Origin of the sequence: Saccharomonospora iraqiensis subsp. iraqiensis, assembly GCF_000430445.1 — a bacterium.
Classification (GTDB): Bacteria; Actinomycetota; Actinomycetes; order Mycobacteriales; family Pseudonocardiaceae; genus Saccharomonospora; species Saccharomonospora iraqiensis.
On sequence record NZ_KE387079.1, the window covers coordinates 42,352 to 47,190 of the forward strand.

The following is a 4,839-nucleotide window of genomic DNA, read 5'->3' on the forward strand; positions in this document are numbered from 1 at the left end:
GGCGTCGTCCCGGCCGTACCGCGCGAGCTCGGCGTCGGCCTCCGCCCGGGCGTCGGCCTCGGCGCGGGCGATGCGGCGGTCCTCCAGGTCGTCCTGGACCTCGTCGTCGCCGAGCAGCACCCACGCGCGGTAGGCCAGGGCGAGCAGGAACGTGCTCAGCCCGAAGGTGATCACCACCGCGGTGAGCGCGAGGGCCTGCACCAGCGGGTCGGCCATCTCCCCGACCGGCACCAGTCCCACGAACGCGGGCGAACCCGGGGGACCCCCCGCGGCCTGGAGGAACAGGTTCGCCCCGTGTCCGACCACCACGAAACCGAGGATGACCTGCATCAGGGACCGCTGCATGAGCAGGAAGAACCCGGCGGCGTAGACCACACCGAGGACGACGGTGGTCACCAGGTCAACGGTCATCGCCACCCCCGTCCGCGGGCCCGCCCCCGGTGGCGTCCTCCGCGGTGCCCATGCCGCTCTCCCCGCCCCCGACCAGGCCCGCGCGCCGCTCGCGTTCCAGTTCCCGCTTCTCGATCCCGGCGCCGAGAGTGCGCAGCAGGTCCAGCACCACACCGATGATCAGGACGTACACCCCGAGGTCGAAGGCCAGATTGCTGGCGAACTTGACCTCGCCGAACAGCGGCAGGTCCGGCTCCCACGACCCGCTGGTGAGCGCGGGGTGTCCGAACACCATCGGGACCAGGGCGGTCACCGTCGACAGCGTCAGCCCCGCGCCGATCAGCGCGGGGGGCCGGATCCGCACGGCCGCGGCCAGTTCCATGCTGCCGCCGGCCACGTAGCGCAGGACGAACGCCAGCCCGGCCACCAGCCCGCCGGGGAACCCGCCGCCCGAATGGTTGTGCCCGGCGAAGAGCAGATACACCGACAGCACCAGCACGGTCGGGAACACGACGCGGACGCCCACCTCGAGCTGCAGCGACCGCGGCCACCCCCCGGGGCTGCGTGCGTTGCGCAGCCACCGCTGCCGGGGGACGTCCATCGACTCCCACTCGGAACCCGCGCTCATCGGTCTCCCTCCCCCGTTCCGTCGGGCGGATGTCCGGCCCCGCCTCCGCCCGATCGGTCGCCGGACGCGGTGGTGTCCGGCCCGGTCGTGTCGGGTGCCGTGGTGCCCGGTGCGCGGTCCGCGGCGGGGCTCTCCGGGACCGGCACCACGGGGTTGCGTCCCCGCGCCAGGGCCAGGCCGAGCGTCGCCGCACCGACCGCGGCCACCAGCAGCACGGTGATCTCGCCGACGGTGTCCAGCGCGCGGAGGTCGACGAGGATCGCGTTGACGACGTTGGTGGCCCCCGCCTCGGGTTCGGCCAGCTCGGCGTAGGCCCGCCCCACACGCGAGCGTGACTCGCGCAGGCCGGAGAAGACGACCGCGAACACCGCCACGAACGCGCCCGCGGCCACGGCGACCACCGCCTTGAGGAGGGTGCCCCGGCGGCTGACCGGGTGCTGTCGGACGAACGGGGCGGACACACGGCGCAGCACCAGCACGAACACCACCAGCGTGAGCGTCTCGACCAGGAACTGGGCCAGCGCGAGATCCGTGGCGCCGAACACGAGGAACAGCCCACCCACGCCGTACCCGACCATCCCGGTGAGCAACACGGCGGTGAGCCTGCGGCGGGCGAACGGCAGCGCGAGCGCGGCCACCACGACGAGTAACGACAGCGGCAGCTGGAGGGCGGTGTGCACGAACGTCGGTCGGCCCGGACCCACCGACCCGGTGATCAGCCCCCAGGTCGGCACCACGGCCACCGCCACCAGGATCGTGCTCAGATACACCGGGAGCGATCCCGTCTGGATCCGCGCGGTGAGGCCCTGGGCGAGCCGGTTCACCCCGCGCAGGGTCGCCCGGTACCCGGGGTCGGCCTGCAACGCGCTCGGCAACCACCCGGCGGTCCGTTCGAACACCGCGCTCCGTCGGTGCAGCAGGTAGCCGCCCACGAGGATGACCGCCGACAGCAGCAACGGCAGGGTGAGCCCGTGCCACAGTTCGAGGTGGTAGTCCCGCCCCGGGAAGCGGTCGGCGTAGGTCCCGGCGAACCGTTCGACCGCCCCCGGCACCACCCCCAGCACCAGACTCGCCCCGGCGGGGACCGCGATCGCCGCGGTGAACACCGCCCCGGGACCGCGGGCCGCGTCGGGCCGCCCGTCGCTGCCACCGAACGCACCGACCAGGAAGCGGACGGTGTAGGCGGTGGTGAGCACCGACCCGAGCACGATGCCGGCCAGGATCAGCGCGTCGGTGACCGTGGCGTGCGAGAACGCCTCCAGCGCGGTCTCCTTGCCGATGAACCCGAGCAGCGGCGGCACCCCCGCCATCGACGCCGCCGCCAGGGTCGCCAGGACCGCCAACCCCGGCCAACGCCGGCCGAGCCCGGACAGTTCGCGCAGATCCCGGGTGCCGGTCCCCTTGTCGATCGCCCCCGCGGTGAGGAACAGCGCCGACTTGAACAGGCCGTGCACCAGGATCATCGTCGCGCCCGCGAGCTCGGACACCCGCGTGCCGCCCGCCAGCAGCACCATGAGGAACCCCAGCTGGCTCACCGTGCCGAAGGCGAGCAGCAGTTTGAGGTCGTACTGCCGCATCGCGCGGTACCCGCCGAGCAGCATCGTCCACAGCCCCACCACGACCAGGGGCACCCACCACTCGGGGCGGTCGGCGAAGGCGGGGGCGAAGCGGGCCACCAGGTACACGCCCGCCTTGACCATCGCCGCCGCGTGCAGGTAGGCGCTGACCGGGGTGGGGGCCACCATCGCCGCGGGCAGCCACGGGTGGAACGGCACCTGCGCCGACTTGGTGAACGCACCGACCAGCAGCAGCGCGATCCCGGTCGTGGCCGCGGCCCCGGTGGGCGGGTCGGCGACGATCCCGGAGATCCGCAGGGTGCCCGCGGCCGTGCCGAGCAGGATGAGCCCGAGCAGCATGGCCAGCCCGCCGAGCGTGGTCACCAGCAGCGCCTGCCGGGCCGAGCGGCGTTCCTCCCGGGTGAGTCCGCTCCCGCCGACGAGCAGGAACGAGCAGATCGTGGTGACTTCCCAGAAGACGTACAGCGAGAAGACGTCGTCGGCCAGGACCAGGCCGAGCATCGCGCCCGCGAACAGCACCATGACCGCGGCGTCGCGCCCGATCCCCGCCTCCCCCGGCTTGGCATAGCGGGAGAAGTAGACCAGCACCACCGTCCCGATCCCGGTGACCAGGGCGACCATGATCGTCGCCAGCGAGTCCATCCGGACGGTGAACTCCAGGCCGAGCGCGGAGGCCCAGACCACGCGCTCCGTGGCGGGCAAGGCGCCCAGCCGGGTCGCGGCGACGACCAGGGCGAAGGCCGGTGCCAGCGCGCCGATCGCGAACGCACGACGGTCCCACCGGCGGGCGAGCGCAGGGAGCGTCGCCGCCACCGCGAGATGCACGACGATCGCGACCAGCACCGTGCCCGCTTACCCGCGGCGACGTCGGGGCAAACGCCGGGAGGTCCGGTCCGGTGCCGCCGGTGGGTGTACCACCGTCCGCCCGCGGCGACGGTGGTACACCCACCGTCGCCGCCGCACGTCAGCGGTCGGCGGCCTCCAGCTCGATCGCCCGGCGCATGGTGGCGCGGGCGCGTCGCCGGTCACCGGCGACGTCGTAGGCGTGGGCCAGGCGGTACCAGCGGCGCCAGTCCTGCGGGTCGGCCTCCAGTTCGGCACGGCGCTGCTCGAACCAGTCGTCCGCGGCCTCCCGGTCCACCCGGCCCGAGGGCCTGCGCGGCAGGTCGGAGACGTCCGGCAGCCCGCCCTCGTCCTCCAGTCTGCGGGCCAGCCGCTGAATGCGCGCGCCCGACCGCCAGGTGGCCGCCACCAGCCAGACACCCAGCACCGGCAGGACGAGCACACCCAGCCCGAGCACCACCGCGGGCACCGAGCCCTCCCGGATCAGCGCGACGGCCCGCCCGGCCAGCAGGACCAGGTACACCCCCACCGCGACGGTGAGCAGGACGGCCACATTGCGTGCGCGCACCGCTCCCCCGTCACAGATCCAGCACGTGTTCGAGCCCCACGGTCAGGCCCGGACGCCGGAGCACGGAGCGCACGCCGAGCAGCACCCCGGGCATGAAGGAACTGCGGTCCAGGGAGTCGTGCCGGATCGTCAGGGTCTCCCCCTGGGTGCCGAACAGGATCTCCTCGTGGGCGACCAGGCCGGGCAGGCGCACCGAGTGCACCCGCACCCCGTCGACGTCGGCGCCCCGCGCCCCCGCCAGTTCCGAGGTGGTGGCGTCGTCGGCGGGGCCGTGCCCGGCCCCGGCACGTGCCTCGGAGATCAACCGTGCGGTGCGCGCGGCGGTGCCGGAGGGCGCGTCGGCCTTACGGTTGTGGTGCAGTTCGACGACCTCGGCCGCGTCGTAGAACCGGGCTGCCTGCTCGGCGAACTTCATGGCGAGCACCGCGCCCAGGGCGAAGTTCGGCGCCAGCAGCACCCCGAGCGCGGGCTTGTCGGCGAGCCACCCGCGCAGCTGATCGACCCGCTCGTCGGTGAACCCGGTGGTGCCGACCACCGCGTGCAGGTCGTTGTCCACCGCGAAGCGCAGGTTGTCCATCACCGCGTCCGGGTGGGTGAAGTCGACGACGACGTCCGCCCCGGTCAGGGCCTCCCGGCCGTCGTCGGCGTCCACGGCGGCGGCCAACCGCATGTCGGGGGCGGACTCGACGGCGGAGACGGCCTCCGCGCCCATGCGGCCCCGCGCGCCGAGCACCCCGACCCGGATCGGGTCCTGCTCGCCTCGGCCTGCGGATGCGCGCGTCATGCAATCACCTCGTGCAGCTCGTCGGGAAGGTCGTCGGAGTGAGCGTACG

General features: G+C 73.9%; 5 protein-coding genes. All 5 read right to left on the reverse strand.

All coding sequences use genetic code 11. The annotated features are described in order from the left end of the window. Positions 1–411: NADH-quinone oxidoreductase subunit K (locus ACTIR_RS0108965; protein ID WP_026454006.1), on the reverse strand; the 411-nt coding region annotated here is incomplete at its 3' end. Beyond that, the gene (locus ACTIR_RS0108970) at positions 401–1,018 is read right to left on the reverse strand and encodes an MnhB domain-containing protein (protein WP_026454007.1); all 618 of its coding nucleotides are present in this window, start codon (positions 1,016–1,018) and stop codon (positions 401–403) included. The genes ACTIR_RS0108970 and ACTIR_RS0108965, both read right to left, overlap by 11 nt. Next, positions 1,015–3,438, reverse strand: coding sequence for a hydrogen gas-evolving membrane-bound hydrogenase subunit E (mbhE, locus tag ACTIR_RS0108975; protein ID WP_026454008.1), 2,424 nt, complete (start codon positions 3,436–3,438; stop codon positions 1,015–1,017). The genes ACTIR_RS0108970 and mbhE overlap by 4 nt, the downstream gene beginning before the upstream one ends. Positions 3,439–3,559: 121 nt before the next feature. Further along, entirely contained in the window at positions 3,560–4,006 is a 447-nt protein-coding gene (locus ACTIR_RS0108980) for a hypothetical protein (protein WP_026454009.1), read from the reverse strand. 10 nt (positions 4,007–4,016) lie between these two features. Beyond that, positions 4,017–4,790, reverse strand: a complete 774-nt coding sequence (dapB, locus tag ACTIR_RS0108985; protein WP_026454010.1) for a 4-hydroxy-tetrahydrodipicolinate reductase — start codon at positions 4,788–4,790, stop codon at positions 4,017–4,019. Between the last annotated feature and the right edge of the window lie 49 nt (positions 4,791–4,839).

Excerpts from the sequence above, each read along its gene's own strand:
- ACTIR_RS0108970 (WP_026454007.1), bottom strand. The coding sequence starts at position 1,018 with ATGAGCGCGGGTTCCGAGTGGGAGTCGATGGACGTCCCCCGGCAGCGG.
- dapB (WP_026454010.1), bottom strand. The coding sequence starts at position 4,790 with ATGACGCGCGCATCCGCAGGCCGAGGCGAGCAGGACCCGATCCGGGTC.